The following is a 23,715-nucleotide window of genomic DNA, read 5'->3' on the forward strand; positions in this document are numbered from 1 at the left end:
ATTGATTGTCCAATCCGGAACCAACCGAAAGGTCCACCATGGCGCTCGGCTCTCCCCGGCGGTCCGGGCTCTCCGATCAGGTGATCACCGAGCTGCGGAACCAGATCACCTCGGGCGAGTGGCCGGTGGGGTCGCGGATCCCGACCGAGCCGGAACTGGTCGAGCAGCTGGGCGTGGCCCGCAACACCGTGCGCGAGGCGGTCCGCGCGCTCGCGCACAACGGTCTGCTGGACATCCGGCAGGGCTCCGGCACCTATGTCGTGGCGACCAGCGAGCTGGCGGGGGTCATGCACCGGCGGTTCGCCGACTCCGACCCGCGGCACATCGCGGAGCTGCGCTCGACCCTGGAGTCCGCGGCGGCGCGGTTCGCGGCGCTGCGGCGCACGGAGCGGGACATGAAGCAGCTGGACGCGCTGCTGGCGGGGCGGGAGGAGGCCTGGACGTCGGGGGACGCCGAGCGCTTCGTGACGGCGGACGCGGCGTTCCACCACGCGGTGGTGGTCGCCTCGCACAACGACGTCCTGACCGCGCTCTACGCCGACCTCGGGCACGTGCTGCGCGCGTGGCTGCGGGACGACGTGGGGCAGGACCTGCGGCCGGAGCACCACATGGACCACGCGCGCCTGGTGGAGGCGATCCGGGGCGGGGAGGCGGAGACGGCGGAGACGGAGGCGGCCGGCTACCCCTTCATGTGCCTCAGGAGCGCCGCGCCCCGGGAGGAGCCTCCGTCGCCGGCTGGTGGGTGACCCAGGCGGCCCGGACCTCCTTCCAGCAGCGGCCGGTCACCTGGACGTAGGCGGTCGGGGCCACGTCGGCGGGGGCGCTGTCGGTGTCCACGTCCCACCAGCGGGCGCACTCGACGTGCAGCCGGACGCGGTCGGTGGCGGGGTAGGGGTTGTGGCAGTACGCGGTGACGCGGGAGCCCTGGACGACCGTACGGCAGGAGGCGCCGAAGTCGTCGGGCTGCTCGGCGACGGGCACGGGGTCGTCGGCGGGGGCCGGGGCCGCGCTGACCTCGGCGGCGACGGCGAATCCGGCGAGAAGAGCGGCGGCCGAGGCGAACGCGGCGACCCCGCGGTGTGGCGCGCGCATACCCGTACCTCCTCCCCGGGAGTAGTCGGAACGTCACGCTTCGACCCAGTCTGCGGGGATCCGGCGGACTTTTCGACTCGGGAGGGGACGAGGCCCTAGGCCCGGGGGTTCGACGGTGCGGCCCTTGCCGACGGCGACGGGCGCCTACGGCCCGCCGACGACGAAGGCCGGGTGCCCGTCCCCCCGAGGGACGGGCACCCGGCCGTGTCAGGTCCGGTCAGGCACCGATGGCGTGCAGGCCGCCGTCGACGTGCACGATCTCGCCGGTGGTCTTCGGGAACCAGTCGGACAGCAGCGCGACGACGCCGCGGCCGGTCGGCTCCGGGTCCGTGAGGTCCCACGCGAGCGGGGAGCGGGTGTCCCAGACGGCGGCGAGGTCGGAGAAGCCGGGGATCGACTTCGCGGCCATCGAGCCGAGCGGGCCGGCCGAGATCAGGTTGCAGCGGATGTTCTGCTTGCCCAGGTCACGCGCCATGTAGCGGTTGGTGGCCTCGAGGGCGGCCTTGGCCGGGCCCATCCAGTCGTACTGCGGCCAGGCGAACTGCGCGTCGAAGGTGAGGCCGACGACCGAGCCGCCCTGGTTCATCAGCGGCAGCAGCGCCATCGTCAGGGACTTCAGCGAGAAGGCCGAGATGTGCATGGCGGTGGCCACGGACTCGAACGGCGTGTTGAGGAAGTTGCCGCCGAGCGCGTCCTGCGGGGCGAAGCCGATGGAGTGGACGATGCCGTCGAGGCGGTCACCGAGGTGCTCGCGGACCTGGCCCTCCAGCCGGGCGAGGTGCTCGTCGTTGGAGACGTCCAGCTCCAGGACCTTGACCTTGTCGGGCTGCGGCAGCTTCTTGGCGATGCGCTCGGTCAGCGTCGGCCGCGGCCAGGCGGTGAGGATGATCTCCGCGCCCTGCTCCTGGGCCAGCTTCGCGGTGTGGAAGGCGATGGAGGACTCCATCAGCACACCGGTGATCAGGATGCGCTTGCCCTCGAGAATTCCGCTCATGGTGATCAGTGACCCATGCCCAATCCGCCGTCAACCGGGATGACGGCTCCAGTGATGTACGAGGCGTCGTCGGAGGCGAGGAACCGCACCGTGGCGGCGATCTCCTCGGGCTGCGCGTAGCGGCCCAGCGGCACCTGGGACACGATGCCCTTGCGCTGCTCCTCGGTGAGCACCTTGGTCATGTCGGTGTCGACAAACCCGGGCGCGACGACATTGAACGTGATGTTGCGCGAGCCGAGCTCTCGGGCGAGGGAACGGGCGAAACCGACCAGGCCGGCCTTGGAGGCGGCGTAGTTGGCCTGTCCGGCCGAGCCGAGGAGCCCGACGACCGAGGAGATCAGGACGACGCGGCCCTTCTTGGCCCGCAGCATGCCGCGGTTGGCGCGCTTGACGACCCGGAACGTGCCGGTGAGGTTGGTGTCCAGGACGGAGGTGAAGTCCTCCTCGGACATCCGCATCAGCAACTGGTCCTTCGTGACACCGGCGTTGGCCACCAGCACCTCCACCGGACCGTGCTTCTCCTCGATCTCCTTGTACGCCTGCTCCACCTGCTCGGCGTCGGTGATGTCGCACTTGACGGCCAGGAAGCCGGCCGGCGGCTCTCCGGACCGGTACGTGACCGCGACCTTGTCGCCGGCCTCGGCGAAAGCGCTGGCGATGGCGAGGCCGATGCCCCGGTTTCCTCCGGTGACGAGAACCGAGCGGCTCAACGGATCACCCTTTCGATAGCGGTCTGGTACGCCGAAAACCTATCGGTCCGGCCCCTTGCGCGAAGAATCGGGCCCTGACAGTGGCGTCCGCACCCCGCTGTCGGGTCCCTACAGAAAGGCCTGGGCATCGCGGCCGAAAGCGCGACATGATCGGGGCGACCGGTGTCACACGACAGGAGACATTCGTGCCTCATTCCATCGACGCGGCTTTCACGGCGCTGCCGCTGCGCGCGCTCGCCGACGCCGCGCTCGCCCGCGCCCGCGCACTCGGCGCCGAGCACGCCGACTTCCGCCTCGAGCGGGTCCGCAGCGCCTCCTGGCGGCTGCGGGACGCCAAGCCGTCCGGCTCCTCGGACATCACGGACCTCGGCTACGCGGTCCGGGTGGTGCACGGCGGGGCCTGGGGCTTCGCCTCCGGGGTCGACCTGACCATGGACGGGGCCGCGAAGGTCGCCTCGCAGGCGGTCGCCATGGCCAAGCTCTCCGCCAAGGTCATCGCGGCGGCCGGCTCGGACGAGCGGGTGGAGCTCGCGGACGAGCCGGTTCACGCGGAGAAGACGTGGATCTCCTCGTACGAGATCGACCCCTTCACCATCCCCGACGCCGACAAGAGCGCGGTGCTCGCCGACTGGAGCGCGCGGCTGCTGCGGGCGGAGGGCGTGGCGCACGTGGATGCCTCGCTGCTGACCGTGCACGAGAACAAGTTCTACGCCGATACGGCGGGCACGGTCACCACCCAGCAGCGGGTGCGGCTGCATCCGCAGCTCACCGCCGTCGCCGTCGACGAGACGACCGGCGAGTTCGACTCGATGCGGACGATCGCGCCCCCGGCCGGCCGGGGCTGGGAGTACCTCACCGGCACCGGCTGGGACTGGGACGCGGAGCTGGAGCGGATCCCGGAGCTGCTGGCCGAGAAGATGCGGGCGCCGAGCGTGCAGGCGGGGAGGTACGACCTGGTGGTCGACCCGTCGAACCTCTGGCTGACCATTCACGAGTCGATCGGCCACGCCACCGAGCTGGACCGCGCGCTCGGCTACGAGGCGGCGTACGCCGGGACCTCGTTCGCCACCTTCGACCAGCTGGGGAAGCTGGCGTACGGCTCGTCGATCATGAACGTGACGGGTGACCGCACCGCCGAGCACGGGCTCGCGACGATCGGGTACGACGACGAGGGCGTCGAGGCGCAGAGCTGGGACCTGGTGAAGGACGGCACGCTCGTCGGCTACCAGCTGGACCGGCGGATCGCGAGGCTGACGGGTCTCGGGCGGTCGAACGGTTGCGCCTTCGCCGACTCCCCCGGGCACGTCCCGGTCCAGCGCATGGCGAACGTCTCCCTCCAGCCCGACCCGGGCGGCCTGTCGACGGAGGACCTGATCGGCGGCGTCGAGCGCGGCATCTACGTGGTCGGCGACCGGTCCTGGTCGATCGACATGCAGCGGTACAACTTCCAGTTCACCGGCCAGCGCTTCTTCCGCATCGAGAACGGCCGGCTGGCGGGGCAGCTGCGGGACGTCGCGTACCAGGCGACGACGACCGACTTCTGGGGGTCGATGGAGCAGGTCGGCGGCCCGCAGACGTACGTCCTGGGCGGCGCCTTCAACTGCGGCAAGGCACAGCCGGGCCAGGTCGCGGCGGTCTCGCACGGCTGCCCGTCCGCCCTGTTCCGCGGTGTCAACATCCTTAACACGACGCAGGAGGCCGGTCGATGAGCCGCGTCAGCAAGCCGTACGAGATCGTCGAGCGGGCTCTGGAGCTGTCCCGCGCCGACGGGTGTGTCGTCCTCGCCGACGAGGAGTCCTCGGCCAATCTACGCTGGGCGGGCAACACGCTGACCACCAACGGCGTGACCCGCGGGCGCACCCTCACCGTCATCGCGACGGTCGACGGCTCCCAGGGCACCGCCTCGGGTGTCGTCTCGCGCTCCGCCGTGACCCCGGAGGATCTGGAGCCGCTGGTGCGGGCCGCCGAGGCGGCCGCGCGGGCCGCCGGGCCCGCCGAGGACGCGCAGCCGCTGATCGAAGGCATCGACGCCTCCCCGGACTTCGCGGACGGGCCGGCCGAGACGACCTCGGCGGTCTTCACGGACTTCGCGCCCGCCCTGGGCGAGGCCTTCGCCCGGGCCCGGGCGGGCGGCCGTGAGCTGTACGGCTTCGCCCACCACACGATGACCTCGACCTACCTCGGCACGTCGACGGGGCTGCGGCTGCGCCACGACCAGCCGAACGGGACCCTGGAGCTGAACGCCAAGTCCCCGGACCGCTCGCGCTCGGCGTGGGCCGGGCGGTCCACGCGCGACTTCAAGGACGTCGACCCGGCGGCGCTCGACGCCGACCTGGCGCGGCGGCTCGGCTGGGCGGAGCGGCGGATCGAGCTGCCGGCCGGGCGGTACGAGACGCTGCTGCCGCCGACGGCCGTGGCCGATCTGCTGATCTACCAGCTGTGGTCCTCCGCCGCCCGGGACGCGGCGGAGGGGCGGACGGTCTTCTCGAAGCCGGGCGGCGGCACGCGACTGGGCGAAAAGCTCTCCCCGCTGCCGCTGACGCTGCGCAGCGACCCGAACGAGCCCGGTCTGGAGTCCGCGCCGTTCGTCATCGCGCACTCCTCCGGCGACGACTCGTCCGTCTTCGACAACGGTCTGCCGCTGGCGGCCACGGACTGGGTACGGGAGGGCAGGCTGGAGAGCCTGATCACCACCCGGCACACGGCGGCGCTCACCCGGCTGCCGCTGGCACCGAGTGCCGGGAACCTGATCCTGGACGGCGGCGGCGAGCGCTCCTTGGAGGAGATGGTCGCCTCGACCGAGCGGGGACTGCTGCTGACCTGCCTCTGGTACATCCGCGAGGTCGACCCGGCCACGCTGCTGCTGACCGGTCTGACCCGGGACGGCGTCTACCTGGTCGAGAACGGCGAGGTCGTCGGCGAGGTGAACAACTTCCGGTTCAACGAGTCGCCGGTGGACCTGCTGTCGCGGGCCTCGGAGGCGGGCCGGACCGAGAAGACCCTGCCGCGCGAGTGGAGCGACTGGTTCACCAGGGCGGCGATGCCGGCCCTGCGGGTGCCGGACTTCAACATGAGCTCGGTCAGCAAGGGTGTCTGACCCCCATAGACTGAGTCACGGCGTGACGACCATCAACCAAGGAGACCGAAGATCGTGACGGACATCGTCGACGAGCTGAAGTGGCGCGGGCTGTTCGCCCAGTCCACCGACGAGGACGCACTGCGCAAGGCTCTCGCGGACGGTCCCGTCACGTTCTATTGCGGTTTCGACCCGACCGCCGCCAGTCTCCACGTCGGTCACCTGGTCCAGGTGCTCACGGTCCGCCGGCTCCAGCAGGCCGGTCACCGGCCGCTGGCGCTGGTCGGCGGGGCCACCGGCCAGATCGGCGACCCGCGGCCGACGGCCGAGCGCACCCTGAACGACCCCGAGACGGTCGCGAACTGGGTGCACCGGCTGCGGACCCAGATCGAGCCGTTCCTCTCCTTCGAGGGGGAGAACGCCGCGGTCATGGTGAACAACCTGGACTGGACCGCGGGCCTGTCCGCGATCGAGTTCCTGCGGGACATCGGCAAGCACTTCCGGGTCAACAAGATGCTGACCAAGGACTCCGTCGCCCGGCGCCTGGAGTCCGAGCAGGGCATCAGCTACACCGAGTTCAGCTACCAGCTGCTCCAGGGCATGGACTTCCTGGAGCTGTACCGGCGGCACGGCTGCACGCTGCAGCAGGGCGGTTCCGACCAGTGGGGCAACCTGGTGGCGGGGCTCGACCTGATCCACCGGCTTGAGCCGGGCGCCGAGGTGCACGCGCTGGCGACGCCGCTGATGGTCAAGGCGGACGGCACGAAGTTCGGCAAGACCGAGAGCGGGGCCGTCTGGCTGGACCCCGAGATGACGACGCCGTACGCGTTCTACCAGTTCTGGCTGAACGTCGACGACCGGGACATCTCCACCTACCTGCGGATCCTCTCCTTCAAGTCCCGTGAGGAGCTGGAGGAGCTGGAGGAGCTCACCGCGGAGCGGCCGCAGGCGCGGACCGCGCAGCGGGCGCTCGCCGAGGAGCTGACGACGCTGGTGCACGGCGCCGAGCAGTGCGCGGCCGTGATCAACGCCTCGAAGGCGCTCTTCGGACAGGGCGACCTGGCCGAGCTGGACGAGGCGACGCTGGCGGCGGCGCTCTCCGAGCTGCCGCACGCGCGGGTGGCGGAGCTGGGGCAGGTCGTGGACCTCTTCACCGAGGTCGGCCTGGCGCCGAGCAAGTCGGCCGCGCGCCGGACGGTGAAGGAGGGCGGGGCCTACGTGAACAACGTCAAGGTCACCGCCGAGGACGCCGAGGCATCGGCGGACGAGCTGCTGCACGGCCGCTGGCTGGTGCTGCGCCGGGGCAAGAAGAACCTGGCGGCGATCGAGCTGGCCGCCGGGAGCTGACGGGCCCGGCCCCGGTGCCCTGACGACGGCCCCGTGGTGACACGACGATGGCCCGGTGCACGCCTGACGCGTGTGCCGGGCCGTCGTCGTACGGCGCCGTGCCGGTCGCGGAGCCGTCAGGCGGCGCCGCTCCGGGAGCGCGGTGTCACGCCCGTCGTCTGTTGCCCTTGATCGAGGCCCACAGCATGTCGCCGACGCCCACCACCGCGACCGCGCCGATGAGTTGGAGCAGATGACGGGTCCAGTCGATGCCCTTGGTGTCGTTGACCCCGATCCAGGTCGCCACGGCATTGCCGAGGACACTGCCGAGGATCCCGAAAACGGTCGTCAGCCACAGGGGGATCTGCTGCTTGCCCGGCAGGATCGCCTTGGCGATCAGACCGAGCACCAGACCCACGATGATTGCCCACAGCCAGCTCATGGTCGCCTCCTGACGCGGCGCACTCTGCGCATGTGGGCCCAGTCTCGGCCCGGCGGGCATACGCCGCATGTCGGACGGGTCCATACGTGACCCGGTCTCCTCCGGCCCGAGCCGCGGGCGTACCGTGGAGGCGAGGTCCGGACCGGGGAGCGTCCGGCGCGACATGCCGGGTGGTGAGCGCGATGCGCAAGCGTGGCGGAACCGAGGTGTTCCGGATCACCGGCGCCCGTCAGGGACTGGCCGACGATGTACGCGGCCGCCAGCGGCGCTATGTGATCTCGATGTCCGTACGGACGCTGGCCGTGATCGCGGCCGCCACGCTCTGGAACGTCGAACGGCATGTGGCCGTCGTGGCGCTGGTGCTCGGCGCAGTGCTCCCCTACATCTCCGTGGTGATCGCCAACGCCGGCCGGGAGCGCGCGCCGTCCCTCCCCTCCACCTTCACTCCTGCCCCGACGCGCCCCGAGCTTCCGACGCCCAAAAGCCCGGCCGGAAGCTCGCCGGGGGCCTCGACCGGGGGCCCGACGGAGGGCTCGACGGCGAGCGCGGAGGGCACCCCCACGGATCGCGCGTACGGGCAGAGTTGATCAGCAAAGGGCTGGAAAAGCTCAAGAAATGCTCAGATCAATCATGAAGTTCCGGTGCACCACACCCCATGTCCCGTGACATACTTCCTACGCGCTCCGCATCCCCCGTCGGAGCGACGGACCGATGCCGGGCAGCTCCCCCCGTGGCTGCCCGGCATCGCCCTTGTTGGACAATGTCCCGGTGATCAATCCGGTGAGTGAAGAGACCCCGATCTGCTCCGCCAAGGGCTGCCGTGTCGCCGCGGTCTGGGTGCTGGCCTGGAACAACCCGAAGCTGCACACGCCGGAGCGTCGCAAGACCTGGCTCGCCTGCGAGGAGCACCGCGAGCACCTCTCGCAGTTCCTCGGTGTCCGCGGCTTCCTCAAGGACGTCGTGCCGCTCGCCGACTGGGAGGCGGCCGGCGCCACGGACGACGCCCCGGGCGGTACGGGCCCCGAGGGGACGAACCCCGGCGGTACGGACCCCGGGGGCTCAGCCGCCGATCGCTGACATCGGGCGGTCCGGCTGCAGGAAGCTCGGGTCGTCCAAGCCCGAACCGGCCTTCTTGCCCCACATCGCCAGCTTCCAGATCCGGGCGATCTCCTCGTCCGGGGCGTCCGAGCGCAGCGCGGCCCGCAGGTCGGTCTCCTCGGTGGCGAACAGACAGGTGCGCACCTGGCCGTCGGCGGTGAGCCGGGTCCGGTCGCAGGCCCGGCAGAACGGGCGGGTGACGGAGGCGATGACGCCGACCCGGTGCGGCCCGCCGTCGACGACCCAGCGCTCGGCGGGCGCCGATCCGCGCTCCTCGTCGCCCTCGGCGGTCAGCGTGAAGCGGGTGCGCAGCGACTCCAGGATGTCCCCGGCGGTGATCATGCCGTCGCGCTTCCAGCCGTGCTGGGCGTCGAGCGGCATCTGCTCGATGAAGCGCATTTCGTAGGCGTTCTCCACCGCCCAGGCCAGCAGCTCGGGGGCCTCGTCGGCGTTGAGCCCGGGCATCAGGACGGCGTTGACCTTGACGGGGGTGAGGCCGGCGTCGCGGGCGGCGGCCATGCCGTCGAGCACGTCCTGGTGGCGGTCGCGGCGGGTCAGCGCCTTGAAGACCTCGGGCCGCAGGGTGTCGAGGGAGACGTTGACCCGGTCCAGGCCGGCCGCCTTCAGGGCGGCGGCCGTGCGCTTGAGGCCGATGCCGTTGGTCGTCAAGGACATCTTGGGGCGCGGCTCGAGGGCGGCGCACCGCTCGACGATGCCGACCAGGCCGGGACGGAGCAGCGGCTCGCCGCCGGTGAAGCGGACCTCGGTGACGCCCAGGTCGGTGACCGCGATACGGACCAGCCGGACGATCTCGTCGTCACTGAGGAGGTCGGGCTTGGCCAGCCACTGCAGGCCCTCTTCCGGCATGCAGTACGTGCAGCGCAGGTTGCACCGGTCCGTGAGCGAGACACGCAGGTCGGTGGCGACCCGGCCGTAGGTGTCGATGAGCACTGTGGGCCCCCTCCCCTTGGTGTCGCGATGGATGTTCCGTACGTTCCCGAGCCTACGTGAGCGCACCGACAACGCGCATGGACGATTGTCACCAGGACCGGCGCGGCCGCGTCGTAGAACTCTACGACGCGGCCGTCCGCCGATCGCTGACCGTATGCGGATCAGTGCGCTCCGACACCGGTGAGGGACTTGACCTCGAGTTCCGCGTACTTGCCCTTGTCCGGACCCTCCTTGGAGAGGAGGGAGCCGAGCCAGCCGAGGAGGAAGCCGAGCGGGATGGAGACCAGGCCGGGGTTCTCCAGCGGGAACCAGTAGAAGTCCACGGTCTTGAACATCGAGGTGGGCTTGCCGGAGACGACCGGCGAGAAGAGCACCAGGACGACCGAGGAGATCAGACCGCCGTAGATCGACCAGAGCGCGCCCTGAGTCGTGAACCGCTTCCAGAACAGGCTGTAGAGGATGGTGGGCAGGTTGGCGGAGGCGGCGACGGCGAAGGCCAGGGCGACCAGGCCGGCGACGTTGAGGTCGCGGGCGAGCGCGCCGAGGGCGATCGAGACGACACCGATGAGGACCGTCGCCCAGCGGGCCGCGCGGACCTCCTCCTTCTCGGTGGCCTTGCCGCGCCGGATGACGTTGGCGTAGATGTCGTGCGCGAAGGACGACGAGGAGGCCAGGGTCAGTCCGGCGACCACCGCGAGGATGGTGGCGAAGGCGACGGCCGAGATCACCGCGAGCAGGATCGCGCCGCCGGTGGAGCCGGCGCCGCCGCCGACCTCCAGGGCGGCCAGCGGGGCCGCGGTGTTGCCCGCCTTGTTGGAGGCGATGATGTCGCTGTTCTTGAGCAGGGCGGCGGCGCCGAAGCCGAGGACGATCGTCATGAGGTAGAAGGCGCCGATGATGCCGATGGCCCAGTTGACCGACTTACGGGCGGCCTTGGCGGTCGGCACCGTGTAGAAGCGGATCAGGATGTGGGGCAGGCCGGCCGTGCCGAGGACGAGCGCGATGCCGAGCGAGAGGAAGTCCAGCTTGGAGATCTCGCTGACCCCGTACTTGAGGCCGGGCTCCAGGAACGCCTGGCCCTTGCCGCTGTTGGTGGCGGCGGCGCCGAGCAGGTCGGAGAGGTTGAAGCCGAACTTCAGCAGGATCAGGAAGGTGATCAGGAGCGTGCCCGCGATCAGCAGGACGGCCTTGACCATCTGCACCCAGGTGGTGCCCTTCATCCCGCCGATGGTGACGTACACGATCATCAGGAGGCCGACCAGTGCGACGATGGCGATCTTGCCGCCGTCGCTGGTGATGCCGAGGAGCAGCGAGACGAGCACACCGGCGCCGGCCATCTGCGCGAGCAGGTAGAAGATCGAGACGACGATGGTGGAGGTGCCGGCGGCGGTGCGGACCGGGCGCTGGCGCATCCGGTAGGCCAGGACGTCGCCCATGGTGAACCGGCCCGAGTTGCGCAGCGGTTCGGCCACCAGGAGCAGCGCGACCAGCCAGGCGACCAGGAAGCCGATCGAGTAGAGGAAGCCGTCGTAGCCGTAGAGCGCGATGGCGCCGGCGATGCCGAGGAAGGACGCGGCGGACATGTAGTCGCCGGAGATCGCGAGGCCGTTCTGGAAGCCGGTGAACTGGCGGCCGCCGGCGTAGAAGTCCGCGGCGCTCTTGGTCTGCCGGCCGGCCCAGACGGTGATGACGAGGGTGGCGACGACGAACGCGCCGAAGAGGGTGATGATCAGCGGCCGGTGCTCGCTGGTGGCGTTGCCGGCCGCCAGCGAGACGGTGTCGAGGATGCTGCTCACGCGTCGCCCTCCATACGGGACTTGATGGCCTCGGCCTTCGGGTCGAGGCGTTCGGCCGCGTGCCGCGAGTAGAACCAGGCGATGAGGAAGGTGGTCAGGAACTGGCCGAGGCCCAGGACCAGGGCCACGTTGATGTTGCCGAAGAGCCTGGTCCCCATGAAGCCGCCCGCGTAGTTGGAGAGCAGCACGTACAGCAGGTACCAGGCGATGAAGGCGACGGTCAGGGGGAAGGCGAAGGAGCGGTAGGTGCGGCGCAGTTCGCCGAACTCCGCACTCTCCTGGACCGCGACGAACGCCTCCGTCGTGGGCTGGGCGGGGACGCCCGGGGCGTCCCTGTCCTCTCGGGGCGGCGGCGGTGCTTCGGTGGCCACGGATTCTCCTCGGGACACGGGTGCGTCGGGCATGGACAAAAGGGGCCTCACTCGGGTGAACGCGGAGCTTCGGACGGAGCTGCGGAGGGAGCTCCTCCCCTGCACAACGGCACGGGAGACGGGGCGACTCGGTTCACCGCCGACGATTTTCTTCTCCGGGATCTTCATCAAGTCTTCTGAACTCATTGAAGGGCCGGGTTGATCAGCGATAGCTTCACTCGTCATGCACCTGCCCGCCCGCAACCGGCGTTCGGGCAGTACATACGGATGATGTGGAGAACCCATGGCTCATCTGGGATCGAGACGCGGTCGAGTACTCGCTCTTCCGGTCGGTCTCGCGCTCACGGCCTCGCTCGGCTTCCTTCCGTCCGGCGCATCCGCCGCGGAACTGAGCGATGCCCCGGCGAAGGCCGCCGTGGCGACGGACGGCCCCAAGCTGTCGTACGTCGTCAACATCGAGGGTGGCCGCTGGACGGCCGCCTCGGTGAAGAAGGCGATCGCCGCGGCCGGTGGCACGGTGGTCGTCTCCTATGACCAGATAGGCGTGATAGTCGTCCACTCGCAGAACCCCGGGTTCGCGAAGACGATCCGCAAGGCCAAGGGCGTGGTGTCGGCCGGTTCGACGCGCACCGCGCCGCTCTCCGTCCAGACCGACACCTCCGTCGACGAGGGCGGCCAGGCGCTCACCGCCGCCGAGGCCACCGCCGCGGCGGCCGGCGCCACCGACGCGCAGGACCCGCTGGAGCCCCTGCAGTGGGACCTGCCGGCCATCAAGGCGGACAAGGCCCACCAGCGGACGACGGGCAGCAAGAAGGTCACGGTCGGTGTCATCGACACGGGTGTCGACGACACCCACCCGGACCTGGCGCCGAACTTCGACGCCGCCGCGTCCGCCAACTGCGTGACCGGCGCCCCGGACACCACGCCCGGCTCGTGGCGTCCCCAGCCGGGCGAGAGCGACCACGGCACGCACGTCGCCGGCACCATCGCCGCCGCCAAGAACGGCATCGGCATCACGGGTGTCGCGCCGGGCGTGAAGGTCTCCGGCATCAAGGTCTCCACCCCCGACGGCTTCTTCTACACCGAGGCCGTGGTCTGCGGCTTCATGTGGGCGGCCGAGCGCGGTGTCGAGATCACCAACAACAGCTACTACACCGACCCGTGGCTGTTCGCGTGCAAGAACGACGCCGACCAGAAGGCACTGATCGAGGCGGTCACCCGCGCCACCCGCTACGCGGAGCGCAAGGGCACGGTCAACGTCGCCGCGGCCGGCAACTCCAAGATGGACCTGGCGGCGGACGAGCTCACCGACGCCACCAGCCCGAACGACACCACGCCGGTGACGCGGGTCGTCGACCCTCAGCAGTGCCTCGACTTCCCGGCGATGCTGCCGGGCGTGGTCACGGTCTCCGCGACGGGTGCGAAGGACCTCAAGGCCTCGTACTCCAACTACGGCCAGGGGGTCGTCGACATCGCGGCGCCCGGTGGCGACCGCACCGAGTACCAGACGCCGGAGGCCCCGGCGATCAACGGCCGCATCCTGTCGACCACGGTCGAAGGCGGCTACAACTACAAGGCGGGCACCTCCATGGCCTCGCCGCACGCGGCGGGCGTGCTCGCGCTGCTGAAGTCGACCCACCCGCACGCGAGCCCGGCGGCGCTCAAGGCCCTGCTGTACGCGCAGGCCGACGACCGCGCCTGCACCAACCCCTACGACATCGAGGGCGACGGCACGATCGACGCGGTGTGCGAGGGCGGCAAGAACAAGAACGGCTTCTACGGCGCGGGGCTGATCGACGCCCTTGACGCCGTGCGCCGGTAGGACGACCGCCGGACCTTTGCCGGTCCGGAGTGAGGGCCCTGGTGCGGCAGCCCGCCGCACCGGGGCCCTTCGTCATGGGGCCCTTCGTCATGGGGCCCTCGGCGCGGGGGCGGTCGGTCGTCGTCCCGGTCCTTCGCGTGGCACCGCGTGCCATCATGCGCGCATGGACATGACGGTGCGCGATGCCACGGAACGGATCTGGGCCGTCCTGGGGGGCGATCCCGCCCTCCTCGACCGGGTGACGTACGAGGGCCCGTCGGGGCTGTTGCCGGCCCGGCTGCCCGCGATGGACCTGGCCCGGGCCACGGTCGCCGTCGCCGGGCTGGCCGCCGTGGAGCGCCTGGGCGGGCAGGGCGCGGGCCCCGGGGGCGCGCGTACGGGCCCGGGGGGTGGCGGTGCGCGGGCCGGGGTGGAGGGTACGCGGGTCCGGGTGGACGACGGGGCCGTCGCCACGGCCTTCGTGAGCGAGCGTCATCTGCGGATCGACGGCCGCGCGCCGGTCGCCTTCGCCCCGCTCTCCCGCTTCTGGCGGGCCTCCGACGGCTGGGTCCGTACGCACGCGAACTATCCGCACCACCGGGCGGCGCTGCTCGCGGCGCTGGGGGTGCGCGAGGAGTCGGTGGAGGCCCTGGAGGCGGCGATCGGCGAGCGTACGGCCGTGGAGGTCGAGACGGCGGTGTACGCGGCCGGGGGCCTCGCGGTCGCCCTGCGCACGCCCGAGGAGTGGGCCGGGCACGCACAGGGCCGGGAGGTGGCGGCGCGGCCGCTGCTGACCTGCGAACGGCTCGACGACGCGGCCCCGAGGCGGTTCGCGGGCGGGGAGGCGGGGTCCGCGGCGGGCGGGCCGGCCTCCCTCGGCGGGGCGCTCGCCGGGCCGGGGGGACGGCCGTTGCGGGTCCTGGACCTGACGCGGGTCATCGCCGGGCCGGTGGGCACCCGTACGCTCGCCCTGCTCGGCGCGGACGTGCTGCGCGTCGACCCGCCGGGCAACCCCGAACTGCCCGACCAGCACGCCGACACCGACATCGGCAAGCGGACGGCCGCGCTCGATCTGACGAGCCGCTCCGGCCGCCGTACCTTCGACGAACTCCTGGACGCGGCCGACGTCCTGGTCACCGGCTACCGCCCCGGCGCCCTGGACCGCTTCGGCCTCCACCGGCCCGGTCTGGTGATCGCCCGCCTGTCGGCGTGGGGCGACTACGGCCCCTGGGGCGACCGGCGCGGCTTCGACAGCCTGGTGCAGGCGGCGACGGGGATCGCGGTCACCGAGGGCTCGGCGGAGCGGCCGGGGGCGCTGCCGGCGCAGGCGCTGGACCACGGCTCGGGGTACCTCCTCGCGGCCGCGGTGCTCCGGTCGCTGACCGAGCAGGACCGGGAGGGCGGCGGCACGCGCCTCGTCCGCCTGGCGCTGGCGCAGACCGGGCACTGGCTGACGACCGCGCTCCCCCGCTACGACCCCGAGCGGTACCTGACCGAGACGGACGGCCCGCTGGGGCGGCTGCGGCACGCGCGGTCGCCGGTGACGTACGACGGGGGCCCGGCGGGCTGGTCGCGCCCGCCGGGGGCCGCGGGGGCGGACGCCCCGGTCTGGTCCTGACCGGGGGCTACGGCGTGACGAGGACCTTGAGGGCGGTGCGCTCGTCCATGGCCCGGTAGCCGCCGGGGACCCCTTCGAGGTCGACGGTCAGGTCGAAGACCGGGGAGGGGTCGATGGTGCCGGCGAGGACGTCCGGGAGCAGTTCGGGGATGTAGGCGCGGACCGGCGCGACGCCGCCGCGCAGGGCGATGTTCCGGTCGAACATGACGGAGAGGTCGAGTCCGGTGCCGCTGCCGTGCGGGACGCCGACGTAGCCGATGGAGCCGCCGTCTCGGGTGATCGCGACGGCGGTGCGCATGGACTGTTCGGTGCCGACGGCCTCGATGACCGCGTGGGCGCCCTGGCCGCCGGTGAGTTCGCGTACGGCGGCCTCGGCGGCCTCGCCCCGCTCGGCGACGACATCGGTGGCGCCGAAGGCGCGGGCGATGTCGGTCCGGACGGTGTGGCGGCCGAGCGCGATGATCCGCTCGGCGCCCAGCCGCTTGGCGGCGAGGACACCGCACAGGCCGACGGCGCCGTCGCCGACGACCGCGACGGTGGAGCCGGGCCGCACGTCCGCGCCGAGGGCGGCGTGGTGTCCGGTGCCCAGGACGTCGGAGAGGGCGAGCAGGGCGGTGAGCAGGCGGTCGTCGGAGGCGGCCTCGGCGGGGAGCCCGACGAGGGTGCCGTCGGCGAAGGGGACGCGGACGGCCTCGCCCTGGCCGCCGTCGGAGCCGACGGAGCCCCAGAAGCCGCCCTGCGGGCAGGAGGTGTGCAGCCCCTCGACGCAGTACGCGCAGGAGCCGTCGGACCAGACGAAGGGGGCGACGGCGAGGTCGCCGGGGCGGAAGCCGGTGACGTCGGCGCCGGCTTCCTCGACGACGCCGAGGAACTCGTGGCCGATGCGCTGCCCCGGCTGCCGGGCGGACTCGCCGCGGTAGGCCCACAGGTCGCTGCCGCAGACGCAGGCGCGCAGCACCCGCAGGACGACATCGGTGGGCCGCTGGATCACCGGGTCGGGCACGTCCTCCACGCGCAGGTCGAACGGGGCGTGGATGGTGGTGGCGCGCATGGCGGGCGGTCCTTGCTCTCGGTCGGTGGTACGCCCTTCACCGTACGCCCGGCCGCGGACGGGTGGTCGGCAGGTACGGGGCGGGGCGGCAGGCCCCGGGCAGCGGCGGCGGCGCCCGGCAGGGCGCGCGGAGCCGTGCTCATCCGGCCGGCTCCGGCGCGGGCCCGGCGGCCGGCGCGGGCCCGGGCTGCGGGGCGGCGGCGGGCGGGGCGGCGGCGGGCCGTGGCGCCGGCTGCCAGCCGGGACCGCGGAAGACCCGCCCGGCGCGCTCGCGCCAGCCGGTCGCGGCCCGGACGTCGCGGGCGATGGCGGCGTACTCGTGGGTGGCGACCCGCAGGGGGTTGTAGGTCTCGATGTTCTTGGTGAGGCCGAAGACGGGCTTCTCGGTCTCCCCCGCCCAGGAGCCGAAGACCCGGTCCCAGAGGATCACGATGCCGCCGAAGTTCCGGTCGAGGTAGCCGCCCTGGGAGGCGTGGTGCACGCGGTGGTGGGAGGGCGTGTTGAGGACGTACTCGAGGGGCCGGGGCAGTCTGTCGATGCGCTCGGTGTGGATCCAGAACTGGTAGACGAGGTTCACCGAGTAGCAGAAGGCGAGGGCGGCCGGGTGCACGCCGAGCGCGACCAGCGGCAGGTAGAACGGCCAGGACGTCAGGGCGGTCCAGGGCTGGCGCAGCGCGGTGGTGAGGTTGAACTTGCGGCTGCTGTGGTGCACGACGTGACAGGCCCACAGGACGCGGATGACGTGGTGGCCGCGGTGCTGCCAGTAGTAGAGGAAGTCCTGGGCGAGCAGCATCAGCGGGATGGTCCACCACAGGACGGGGACGCGGAGCGGGGTCAGTTCGTAGACCGCGGTGTAGATCGCGACGATCGGGATCTTCCAGAGGAAGTCGAAGCCGAGACTGCCGATGCCCATGCCGAGGCTGGTGGCGGCGTCCTTGGTCTCGTAGCCGGCCGCGTCCTCGTCGGGGTGCAGCCGGTAGCTGACCACCTCCACGACGGTGAGCAGCACGAAGGCGGGTATCGACCACAGCACGACATCGGGCAGGTTCGGCATGCCGACGACGGTAGGGGCGCGGGGCGGGCGCGGCTAGACGTGATTACCGACAAGTATGCGAGACGACTTGTCAGCAAGCTTTGGCACCTTCCGACAGGGACCGCGCAGCGTACGACCGCCGGCGCCGCACCCCGGCCCCCCTCCCTCACCAGACGCGGACCGACCCGCCCGGGGCGAACGCCGGGCTGGTGGCGCCGGGCGGGATCTCCTTCAGGGGTTCGGCGATCTCCGCGACGGTCGGGCCGTGGACGGCTGCCAGGGAGTCCAGGAACGGCAGGTCGAAGCCGTAGACCCGGGCCGCGTTGCCGCCGACCATCGCGGCGACCTCCTCGCGGGGCAGCCCCGCGTAGGCGATGCGGAGGCCTTCGCGGGAGTACGGCGCGGTGCCCTCGTCGTGCGGGTAGTCGCTGCCCCACATGATCTTGTCGAGGCCGATCCGGTCGCGCAGCGGCACCTCGTGCGGGCGCATGAAGCTCGCGCCGACGAAGCAGTTGTCGCGCCAGACCTCGCTGGGGCGCCGGCCCGTCGCCTCCGCCAGTCCCCTGCCGAACTTGGACTCGGCGGTGGCGGTGCGGGAGGCGGCGGTCACCAGGCGGGCGTGGTAGTAGTCCAGCATCTCCACCACACCGGGGATCCAGCCCGAGCCCTGTTCGGTGAGGACCAGCCGGAGATCCGGGTGCCGGCGGAAGGCGCCGCCGAACACCAGGTGCCACAGCGCCCGGTGGGAGAACCAGGTCGTCTCGACCATGAAGACGGCCCGCGCGGCCGGCTCGTCGCCGAGTGGCGGCGAGGCCGAGCCGCCGTGGTGGTTGACGGGGACGCCCAGCTCGGCGCAGACCGCCCAGATCGGGTCGTACGACTCCGAGTGGAGCTCCGGGATCCCGCTGCCGGGCGGGGTGCCCGGCAGCAGGATGCCGCCCGTCAGACCCGCCTCCCGGGCGCGCCTGATCTCCCGTACCGCCTCGTCGACGTCGTTGAGCAGGATCTGCGCCACCCCCGCCCGGCGGCCTGGCGCGTCCGCGCAGAAGTCGGCCAGCCAGCGGTTGTGGGCGCGCAGTCCCGCCCAGCGCCGCTCGTACTCCTCGCGGGTGGGCGCGGGGGCCATCAGGGAGGCGGACGGGAAGAACGGCGGGATGGTGTTCGGGAAGACGACCTCGGCGACGATGCCGTCCGCCTCCAGCTCGGCGAGCCGGCGGCGGGAGTTCCAGTTGCGGTCGGCGGTGTCGGCGAGCAGGTCCTCGTACGGGTTCACATAGCTCGCGGCCCAGGCGTCGAAGTCGTCGTGGTGCCGCTTCTCCAGGTAGGGCCTGTAGTCGAGGAGGTCGGCGCCGGCGTGGCAGTCGGCCGAGATGACGGTGTAGCGGTCCATCAGCCCACCCCCACGGCGGGGAAGTCGTGGTCCGTCAGCCAGTGGCGGCCGACCTCGCGGGAACGGGCCCAGGAGGCCTCCACCGCCGTCTGGTCCGCCGGCTGGCCGAGGTCAGCCGGGGTCGGGCCGATGCGACGGGCGATCGGATCCAATATTCGGATATCGAATCCGAAGACCTCCGCCGCCGCGAGACCCAGCATCCGCCGGGTCTCCTCCACCGGGATGTCGTGGAAGGTGTTCCGCAGCCACGCGCGCGTGGCCGGCCAGGTCCCCTCCGGGTGGGGGAAGTCCGAGCCCCAGAGGATGTTGTCGACCCCGATCTCGTACCGCTGGGCCAGCTCTCGTCGCTTGGTGTTGGTGGCGCAGACGAAGACCTGCCGGTCGAGGTACTCGCTCGGGGGCCGTCGCAGCTCCGCGAAGGGCGAGAGCTTCTTGCCGCCGTGGGCGCCCAGATAGAGCCGGTCCATGAACCACAGCAGGTTCGGCAGCCACCAGCAGCCGGACTCGGCGACGCCGAACCGCAGCCCCGGGTGCCGCTCGAAGACCCCGGACCAGAGCAGGAACCACAGCGGCCTGGCGGGCCACCAGGTCACCTCGCTGACGTAGATGCCGAGATGGTCGCCGTACTCCTCGCGCGGCGCCGCGCCCGAGTGGGTGACCAGCGGCATACCGGTCTCGGCCGCGGCCGCCCACACGGGGTCGTAACGCCGGTCGTGATAGGGCTCCTTGTCCACCCACATCGACGGGATCATCAGCGCGCCGAGCCCGGACTCCTTGGCCCGGTGGATCTCGGCGACGACCTTGTCGGTGTCGGCGGTGACCGGCAGCAGCGCCACCCCGCAGTGCCGCGCGGGGTTCTGCCCCACGAACTCCGCCAGCCAGCGGTTGTGGGCCTGCGCGCCGGCCATGCCGAGCTCCGGGTCCTGGTCGCCGGAGAGGCCGAGGCCGACGCCGAAGGGCGCGGCGGTCCGGCTGTCGACGGCGTCCGCGTCGGGGAAGACGACCTCGGCGGCCACGCCGTCGCCGTCGAGCTCCTTGAGCCGCTGGGCGGCGTCCCAGCCGCCCCGGAGCCCTTCCTCGTTGTCGCTGAACCACTTGTTCGCGAAGTCCTCGTTGCGCACCCCGAGCCGGGTCATGGCCTCGCGGCGGGCCTCGCGCCCGGCGAGGAAGTCGTCGAAGGCACGGTGGAAGCGGGGGTCGAGGTAGGGCCGGTACTCCTCGGTGGGCAGTCCGGCGTGGCAGTCGGAGGAGATGATCAGATACGGGTCGTCATGGCTCACGGGACACCCCTCAGTCGAGGATGAAGCTCTCCAGGTACGACGGGTCGGAGCGGTCGAGCATCGACCGCGAACGCGCCCTGATCTGCCGGTCGCTGTGCTCGCTCGCCGGCAGCATCCAGAACCGGTCGGCGCGGATGCCGTCGACGACGTGCTCGGCCACCTCCTCGACGGCGGTGAAGGCGACCTCGTGCCCGGCCTCCTTCATGGCCGCCTCCCACTGGTCGAGGCTGCGGTACGGGGTGCGGCGCGGGCGCTCCTTGGCGTACCGCTCGGGGCGGTTGCGGTGCGACTCCCACAGGCCGGTGCGCAGCATGTGCGGGCCGGGGAAGAGGACGGAGGCCCCCACGCGCGCGTGCTCCGCCTTCAGGTGCGCGTACAGCGACTCCGTCATCGTGACGACGGCCGCCTTGGTGACGGCGTAGACGGAGGCGGTGGGCAGCGGGGCGATCCCGCCGTCGCCGGAGGAGGTGTTGACGACGTGCCCCGGCTCGCCGCCGGCGATCATGCGCGGGACGAAGGCCTGGATGCCGTGGAAGACGCCCCAGACGTTGACGGAGAAGGCCCACTTCCAGTCGTTGGGCTCGTGCTCCCACATGCGGCCCTCGGCGCCTGAGCCGACGCCCGCGTTGTTGCAGAGCACGTGGACGGCGCCGAAGGTGTCGTAGGCGGCGTCCGCGAAGGACCGGACCGAACCCTCGTCGGCGACGTCGACGGTACGGGCGAGGATCCGCGCCCCGTCCGCGCGCAGCTCCTCGGCGGCCCGGTCGAGCGCGGCCTCCTCCACATCGCCGAGGACGACGGCGAGGCCCTCGGCGGCGAAGCGGCGGGCCATGGCGAGCCCGATCCCGCTCGCGGCGCCGGTGACGACGGCGACCTGACCCCCGCGCAGCTCCATCACACGCTCCCTTCCGGCGGCCCGTCGAGGATCTGCCGCGGGTCGTCGTAGCGCTGGTGGATGTAGGGGAGGAGGGCCTGGGCGCTGACGCGTTCGACGACCCTGCCCTTCTGGGCGGTGGTCTTCTCGCCGAGGGTGATCCCGACGATCCGGCGCACGGGGAGATCGGCGACGGGGTCGTACATGGACTCCCGCAGGACCACGTCACCGGTGACCTGTTCCAGCCGTCGGACCTTCTCGGACCGGACGCAGTGGACGAGGACGGGGTCGGCGTCGAAGCCGGAGCCCGATCCGTCGACGGCGGGGAGGAACTTGAAGTAGAAGTCGGTCCTCTCGGCGGGTCCGGGCAGCGGAAGCGGTCCGGAGACCGCACCGCGCACCTCGACGAAGTCGATGCCGTGGCGGCCGAGCGAGGCGTGCACGACGAGCCCGTCGCGCTCGACGACGACCCGGCCCAGCTTCTTCGGTTCGCCGAAGACCTCGCGGCCGCCGGTCAGGGCCCGCTCGTGGGTCATCGGCATGACCAGCGGATACCAGCCCTCCTGGTCGCCGTGGGCGGCGGCGACGGAGACCGAGCCTGCGCCGAGGGGGTAGCCGGGGAGCTCCACCCGGGAGACGGTGGCCCGCACCAGCGGCCGCTCGGTGGGCTTGAGCGGCGGCGGCAGCACGGCCGCGACCACGTCCGGATCGGTCTCCCAGACGGCCACCACCCCGGTGGACCAGATGTCGGGGAGCGCGGAGCCCTGTGCGCGGACCGCGGCCATCTCGGCCTCGGTGCGCGCCCCGTACCGTACTCGTGCCATGACGTACCACCCTTCAGGGAGTGTCGGCCTGTAACACAGTTACACCGGCGCGCGAGAAGGGTAAAGAGCCGTGCACGCACCGGAAGGGGGAGCTTTGGCTCGCAGCGCACTCACCCGCGAGGAGGTGGTGGAGGCCGCCGCCGCCCTGGTGAAGCGGCACGGGCCCGACGCCCTCACCATGCGCAGGCTCGCCGCGGAGCTGGACACCGCCGTGACGTCGATCTACTGGCACGTGGGCAACCGCGAGTCCCTGCTCGACGCCCTCGTCGAGCGGACCGTCGACGACCTCGCCGCCATCACGCCGCGCGGCGGCACACCCGCCACCCGGATCGTCTCGGTGGCCCGCGCGCTCCGGCGCGAGCTGCGCGACCGCCCGCACCTGGTGGCGATGGTCCACGAACGGGGCCTGACGGAGCGGATGTTCCTGCCCGCCCAGCGCGCCCTGGCACACGAGGTGCACGCCGCGGGGCTGCGCGGGGCGCGGGCGGCGGAGGTGGTGCGGGCGGTGCAGTTCCAGGTCGTCGGCTACGTCCTGGTGGAGCGCAACCGGGAGCGGGGCCCGGTCCAGTCCCCGGGCGAGGAGACCCTCTGGGACGCCGAGCAGCCGGGCCCGGATCCCGCCCTCGCCCGCGCCCTGGCCCGCCCGGTCGACACGGACCGGCTCTTCACCACGTCCGTACGGGCGCTGGTGGACGGCCTGCTGGGCACGGCCGGCGGACCGCCGGAGCCCACGGACGGCGCGACGCGGTGAGCGGGGTCGGGGCCGCGAGGCACGACGGAGTAGGCGGAGCCGGGGCCACGAGGCGCGACGCTGGGAGCGCGGTCCGCCGGGCGGAGGGCGCGTCGCACGGGCCCCGGCCCGCCGGTCGGCCTCGGCGCGCGGTCCCGAACTGCCCGGCGCACGCCCGCCCGTGACCCGTCGGCGTCATCCCCGCGGGGGGGATTCCGGCCACGGGAGGGGACACCGGGGACCGCGTTGTCAGCGGCGGCCCGTATTCTCAGTGACCATGCTCGACGACCGCACGACAGCGCCGACGTGGCCGGCCGCGTACCCACAGGGGTACGCGGTCGTCGACGTGGAGACCACCGGACTCGCCCGCGACGACCGGATAGTGTCCGCTGCCGTCTACCGCCTGGACGCCCAGGGCAATGTCGAGGACCACTGGTACACGCTCGTCAACCCGGAGCGCGATCCCGGACCGGTCTGGATCCACGGTCTGACCACCGACGTGCTGGCGGGGGCTCCGCTCTTCCCGGAGATCGCCGCCGAGTTCGCGGCGCGGCTCGACGGCCGGGTTCTGGTCGCGCACAACGCCATGTTCGACTGGTCGATGATCGCGCGGGAGTACGCCCGCGCCGAGAGCGCCGCGCCCGTGCGCCAGCGGCTGTGCACCATCGCCCTGTCGAAGGAGCTGTCGCTCCCGCTGCCCAACCACAAGCTGGAGTCGCTCGCCGCGCACTTCGGCGTCGTCCAGCAGCGCGCGCACAACGCGCTGGACGACGCGCGGGTGCTGGCCGAGGCGTTCCGGCCGAGCCTGCACACGGCGGCCGAGCGGAACGTCCGGCTCCCGCTCCTCGAGTGCCGGCCGCTGACGGAGTGGGCGGCGACGCCGGTCGCGCCCCGGATCGGCCACCAGGCGTCGTACCGCGTGAACAGCTGGCGCCCCTCACGCAAGCGTCCGCCGTGCCCGTACCCGAACCCCGGGCGGTACGCATCGGGCGAACTGCTCAAACAGGGCATGCGGGTGGCGTTCTCGGGCGACACCTCCGTCGACCGGGAGCTCCTGGAGGACCGCGCGGTCGAGGCGGGGCTCCACGTGGCGTCGAGCGTCTCGCGGCTGACGAGCCTGCTGGTGACGAACGACCCCGACGCGGCCACGTCCAAGACGGTCAAGGCCAAGGCCTTCGGCACCCCGATCGTCGACGAGGCCGCCTTCACCCAGCTGCTGCGGGACGTGGCCCCGGCAGACGAGTGAACGGCCGGGCGT

The 23,715-nt window shown here is 72.2% G+C and carries 23 protein-coding genes; 10 read left to right on the top strand and 13 right to left on the bottom strand.

Annotation, left to right across the window (positions count from 1 at the left end):
* Positions 1-38: 38 nt before the first annotated feature.
* A complete protein-coding gene (locus tag ACFZBD_RS17665) occupies positions 39-746 on the top strand; it encodes an FCD domain-containing protein (protein ID WP_391140492.1) in 708 nt (235 codons plus the stop codon).
* Here ACFZBD_RS17665 and ACFZBD_RS17670 read toward each other — a convergent pair.
* The 3 genes from ACFZBD_RS17670 to fabG all read right to left on the bottom strand — a co-directional run bounded on the left by ACFZBD_RS17670 (position 697) and on the right by fabG (position 2,796).
* Positions 697-1,092 carry a hypothetical protein gene (locus ACFZBD_RS17670; RefSeq protein WP_391140493.1) on the bottom strand — a complete coding sequence of 132 codons (396 nt, stop codon included), beginning with the start codon at positions 1,090-1,092 and terminating at the stop codon, positions 697-699. The genes ACFZBD_RS17665 and ACFZBD_RS17670 overlap by 50 nt on opposite strands.
* Before the next feature lie 217 nt (positions 1,093-1,309).
* Positions 1,310-2,086: an enoyl-ACP reductase FabI gene (gene fabI, locus ACFZBD_RS17675; protein ID WP_391140494.1), complete on the bottom strand. Its 777-nt coding sequence runs from the start codon at positions 2,084-2,086 to the stop codon at positions 1,310-1,312.
* A 5-nt stretch (positions 2,087-2,091) separates the two neighbouring features.
* Positions 2,092-2,796: a 3-oxoacyl-[acyl-carrier-protein] reductase gene (fabG, locus tag ACFZBD_RS17680; protein WP_391140495.1), complete on the bottom strand. Its 705-nt coding sequence runs from the start codon at positions 2,794-2,796 to the stop codon at positions 2,092-2,094.
* Positions 2,797-2,942: 146 nt separating this feature from the next.
* On the opposite strand from fabG, the gene ACFZBD_RS17685 reads away from it, so the two are divergent.
* The 3 genes from ACFZBD_RS17685 to tyrS are packed head-to-tail and all read left to right on the top strand — an operon-like array spanning position 2,943 to position 7,219.
* Positions 2,943-4,505 carry a metallopeptidase TldD-related protein gene (locus ACFZBD_RS17685; protein ID WP_391140496.1) on the top strand — a complete coding sequence of 521 codons (1,563 nt, stop codon included), beginning with the start codon at positions 2,943-2,945 and terminating at the stop codon, positions 4,503-4,505.
* A complete protein-coding gene (locus ACFZBD_RS17690) occupies positions 4,502-5,893 on the top strand; it encodes a metallopeptidase TldD-related protein (protein ID WP_391140497.1) in 1,392 nt (463 codons plus the stop codon). The genes ACFZBD_RS17685 and ACFZBD_RS17690 overlap by 4 nt, the downstream gene beginning before the upstream one ends.
* Before the next feature lie 54 nt (positions 5,894-5,947).
* A complete protein-coding gene (tyrS, locus tag ACFZBD_RS17695) occupies positions 5,948-7,219 on the top strand; it encodes a tyrosine--tRNA ligase (protein ID WP_391140498.1) in 1,272 nt (423 codons plus the stop codon).
* 145 nt (positions 7,220-7,364) lie between these two features.
* Here tyrS and ACFZBD_RS17700 read toward each other — a convergent pair whose 3' ends face one another.
* Positions 7,365-7,640: a GlsB/YeaQ/YmgE family stress response membrane protein gene (locus ACFZBD_RS17700; protein WP_391140499.1), complete on the bottom strand. Its 276-nt coding sequence runs from the start codon at positions 7,638-7,640 to the stop codon at positions 7,365-7,367.
* Between the two features lie 182 nt (positions 7,641-7,822).
* Here ACFZBD_RS17700 and ACFZBD_RS17705 point away from each other — a divergent pair, with 182 nt between their 5' ends.
* Together ACFZBD_RS17705 and ACFZBD_RS17710 are read left to right on the top strand one after the other, a co-directional pair.
* Positions 7,823-8,227: a DUF3099 domain-containing protein gene (locus ACFZBD_RS17705; protein ID WP_391140500.1), complete on the top strand. Its 405-nt coding sequence runs from the start codon at positions 7,823-7,825 to the stop codon at positions 8,225-8,227.
* A 193-nt stretch (positions 8,228-8,420) separates the two neighbouring features.
* Positions 8,421-8,717 carry a hypothetical protein gene (locus ACFZBD_RS17710; protein ID WP_391141180.1) on the top strand — a complete coding sequence of 99 codons (297 nt, stop codon included), beginning with the start codon at positions 8,421-8,423 and terminating at the stop codon, positions 8,715-8,717.
* Here the strand turns inward: ACFZBD_RS17710 and moaA are convergent.
* The 3 genes from moaA to ACFZBD_RS17725 form a co-directional block, all read right to left on the bottom strand.
* A complete protein-coding gene (moaA, locus tag ACFZBD_RS17715; protein ID WP_391140501.1) occupies positions 8,700-9,689 on the bottom strand; it encodes a GTP 3',8-cyclase MoaA in 990 nt (329 codons plus the stop codon). The genes ACFZBD_RS17710 and moaA overlap by 18 nt on opposite strands.
* Positions 9,690-9,850: 161 nt before the next feature.
* Positions 9,851-11,485: a sodium/solute symporter gene (locus ACFZBD_RS17720; RefSeq protein ID WP_391140502.1), complete on the bottom strand. Its 1,635-nt coding sequence runs from the start codon at positions 11,483-11,485 to the stop codon at positions 9,851-9,853.
* Entirely contained in the window at positions 11,482-11,856 is a 375-nt protein-coding gene (locus tag ACFZBD_RS17725; RefSeq protein ID WP_391140503.1) for a DUF485 domain-containing protein, read from the bottom strand. Before ACFZBD_RS17725 ends, ACFZBD_RS17720 begins: the two co-directional genes overlap by 4 nt.
* 283 nt (positions 11,857-12,139) lie before the next feature.
* Here ACFZBD_RS17725 and ACFZBD_RS17730 point away from each other — a divergent pair, with 283 nt between their 5' ends.
* Both ACFZBD_RS17730 and ACFZBD_RS17735 read left to right on the top strand, forming a co-directional pair.
* Entirely contained in the window at positions 12,140-13,678 is a 1,539-nt protein-coding gene (locus ACFZBD_RS17730; protein WP_391140504.1) for a S8 family serine peptidase, read from the top strand.
* A gap of 163 nt (positions 13,679-13,841) precedes the next feature.
* Complete coding sequence (locus tag ACFZBD_RS17735) at positions 13,842-15,275, top strand: CoA transferase (RefSeq protein WP_391140505.1); 1,434 nt, start codon at positions 13,842-13,844, stop codon at positions 15,273-15,275.
* Positions 15,276-15,282: 7 nt separating this feature from the next.
* Here ACFZBD_RS17735 and ACFZBD_RS17740 read toward each other — a convergent pair whose 3' ends face one another.
* The 6 genes from ACFZBD_RS17740 to ACFZBD_RS17765 form a co-directional block, all read right to left on the bottom strand.
* Positions 15,283-16,326 carry a zinc-binding dehydrogenase gene (locus tag ACFZBD_RS17740; RefSeq protein WP_391140506.1) on the bottom strand — a complete coding sequence of 348 codons (1,044 nt, stop codon included), beginning with the start codon at positions 16,324-16,326 and terminating at the stop codon, positions 15,283-15,285.
* Between the two features lie 139 nt (positions 16,327-16,465).
* A complete protein-coding gene (locus ACFZBD_RS17745; RefSeq protein ID WP_391140507.1) occupies positions 16,466-17,380 on the bottom strand; it encodes a sterol desaturase family protein in 915 nt (304 codons plus the stop codon).
* A 145-nt stretch (positions 17,381-17,525) separates the two neighbouring features.
* Entirely contained in the window at positions 17,526-18,749 is a 1,224-nt protein-coding gene (locus ACFZBD_RS17750; RefSeq protein ID WP_391140508.1) for an amidohydrolase family protein, read from the bottom strand.
* Positions 18,749-20,029 (bottom strand): amidohydrolase family protein, encoded by a 1,281-nt coding sequence (locus ACFZBD_RS17755; RefSeq protein WP_391140509.1) that lies wholly within the window; start codon positions 20,027-20,029, stop codon positions 18,749-18,751. The genes ACFZBD_RS17750 and ACFZBD_RS17755 overlap by 1 nt, the downstream gene beginning before the upstream one ends.
* 10 nt (positions 20,030-20,039) lie before the next feature.
* Entirely contained in the window at positions 20,040-20,924 is an 885-nt protein-coding gene (locus ACFZBD_RS17760) for an SDR family NAD(P)-dependent oxidoreductase (RefSeq protein ID WP_391140510.1), read from the bottom strand.
* Positions 20,924-21,727, bottom strand: a complete 804-nt coding sequence (locus tag ACFZBD_RS17765) for an acetoacetate decarboxylase family protein (RefSeq protein ID WP_391140511.1) — start codon at positions 21,725-21,727, stop codon at positions 20,924-20,926. Before ACFZBD_RS17765 ends, ACFZBD_RS17760 begins: the two co-directional genes overlap by 1 nt.
* A gap of 94 nt (positions 21,728-21,821) precedes the next feature.
* Here ACFZBD_RS17765 and ACFZBD_RS17770 point away from each other — a divergent pair, with 94 nt between their 5' ends.
* Positions 21,822-22,478, top strand: coding sequence for a TetR family transcriptional regulator (locus ACFZBD_RS17770; RefSeq protein ID WP_391140512.1), 657 nt, complete (start codon positions 21,822-21,824; stop codon positions 22,476-22,478).
* 250 nt (positions 22,479-22,728) lie between these two features.
* A complete protein-coding gene (locus ACFZBD_RS17775; RefSeq protein WP_391140513.1) occupies positions 22,729-23,703 on the top strand; it encodes a DEDDh family exonuclease in 975 nt (324 codons plus the stop codon).
* Positions 23,704-23,715 lie beyond the last annotated feature (12 nt).

It is taken from the genome of Streptomyces sp. NPDC008121 (assembly GCF_042957155.1).
Taxonomy (GTDB): Bacteria; Actinomycetota; Actinomycetes; order Streptomycetales; family Streptomycetaceae; genus Streptomyces.

What these genes read in the sequence shown, in the direction of transcription:
- fabI (WP_391140494.1), bottom strand. Translation starts at nt 2,086, where the DNA reads ATGAGCGGAATTCTCGAGGGCAAGCGCATCCTGATCACCGGTGTGCTG.
- ACFZBD_RS17760 (WP_391140510.1), bottom strand. Translation starts at nt 20,924, where the DNA reads ATGGAGCTGCGCGGGGGTCAGGTCGCCGTCGTCACCGGCGCCGCGAGC.
- ACFZBD_RS17670 (WP_391140493.1), bottom strand. Translation starts at nt 1,092, where the DNA reads ATGCGCGCGCCACACCGCGGGGTCGCCGCGTTCGCCTCGGCCGCCGCT.
- ACFZBD_RS17690 (WP_391140497.1), top strand. Translation starts at nt 4,502, where the DNA reads ATGAGCCGCGTCAGCAAGCCGTACGAGATCGTCGAGCGGGCTCTGGAG.
- ACFZBD_RS17745 (WP_391140507.1), bottom strand. Translation starts at nt 17,380, where the DNA reads ATGCCGAACCTGCCCGATGTCGTGCTGTGGTCGATACCCGCCTTCGTG.
- ACFZBD_RS17765 (WP_391140511.1), bottom strand. Translation starts at nt 21,727, where the DNA reads ATGGCACGAGTACGGTACGGGGCGCGCACCGAGGCCGAGATGGCCGCG.
- ACFZBD_RS17700 (WP_391140499.1), bottom strand. Translation starts at nt 7,640, where the DNA reads ATGAGCTGGCTGTGGGCAATCATCGTGGGTCTGGTGCTCGGTCTGATC.
- ACFZBD_RS17665 (WP_391140492.1), top strand. Translation starts at nt 39, where the DNA reads ATGGCGCTCGGCTCTCCCCGGCGGTCCGGGCTCTCCGATCAGGTGATC.
- ACFZBD_RS17740 (WP_391140506.1), bottom strand. Translation starts at nt 16,326, where the DNA reads ATGCGCGCCACCACCATCCACGCCCCGTTCGACCTGCGCGTGGAGGAC.
- ACFZBD_RS17705 (WP_391140500.1), top strand. Translation starts at nt 7,823, where the DNA reads ATGCGCAAGCGTGGCGGAACCGAGGTGTTCCGGATCACCGGCGCCCGT.
- ACFZBD_RS17685 (WP_391140496.1), top strand. Translation starts at nt 2,943, where the DNA reads ATGATCGGGGCGACCGGTGTCACACGACAGGAGACATTCGTGCCTCAT.
- ACFZBD_RS17750 (WP_391140508.1), bottom strand. Translation starts at nt 18,749, where the DNA reads ATGGACCGCTACACCGTCATCTCGGCCGACTGCCACGCCGGCGCCGAC.
- ACFZBD_RS17735 (WP_391140505.1), top strand. Translation starts at nt 13,842, where the DNA reads ATGGACATGACGGTGCGCGATGCCACGGAACGGATCTGGGCCGTCCTG.
- ACFZBD_RS17730 (WP_391140504.1), top strand. Translation starts at nt 12,140, where the DNA reads ATGGCTCATCTGGGATCGAGACGCGGTCGAGTACTCGCTCTTCCGGTC.